Below are 603 nucleotides of genomic sequence, written 5' to 3' on the forward strand. Positions count from 1 at the left end.
ATTATTATTTTCTCTTCCTCTGCTTACTTAGATGTTTCAGTTCAGCAGGTTTGCGCATTTATGCAACTATTCTTCAAATAGTTAGGTTTCCCCATTCAGAAATCTACGGATCAATTCATATTTGCTGATCCCCGTAGCTTATCGCAGCTTATCACGTCTTTCATCGCCTCTGAGAGCCAAGGCATCCCCCGTGTACCCTTTCTTACTTTCTTCTACGATACCGCCTTTTGCTCGGTATGTATGCTTTTTGATTCTTGTTGCCGTTTTTAGTATCAAGTACTTAGTAGCAAGTAGCAAGACCGAAGCCTTTTTCCTTTTTACCTTTCCGTAATCTTCAAAAGCCTGCAACAGTCCTCTATACTGTTGTCTTCTCTTTTTTATTACTTCTTCCAATATGTCAAAGAACGTTTTGTCAGTTTGCAGTTCGCCGTTCTCAGTTTGCAGTTATTTTAACTGCCCACTGTAAACTGCCTTCTGCTAACTGGCATGGTGGAGAATAACGGATTCGAACCGTTGACCCCCTGCGTGCAAGGCAGGTGCTCTAGCCAGCTGAGCTAATCCCCCTTAAGATGAGTTTGCAGTTTGCTGTTTTCAGTTTGCAGT

Annotated in this window: 1 tRNA gene and 1 rRNA gene; both read right to left on the reverse strand. The window is 42.3% G+C overall.

The window, feature by feature from the left end:
* Window positions 1-212: ribosomal RNA gene (locus tag AC1DXF_RS29465) — 23S ribosomal RNA — on the reverse strand; the annotation flags it as partial.
* 275 nt (window positions 213-487) lie between these two features.
* Window positions 488-564, reverse strand: a tRNA-Ala gene (locus AC1DXF_RS29470).
* Window positions 565-603 lie beyond the last annotated feature (39 nt).

The sequence above is a fragment of the Mucilaginibacter sp. P2_A5 genome (genome assembly GCF_056404995.1).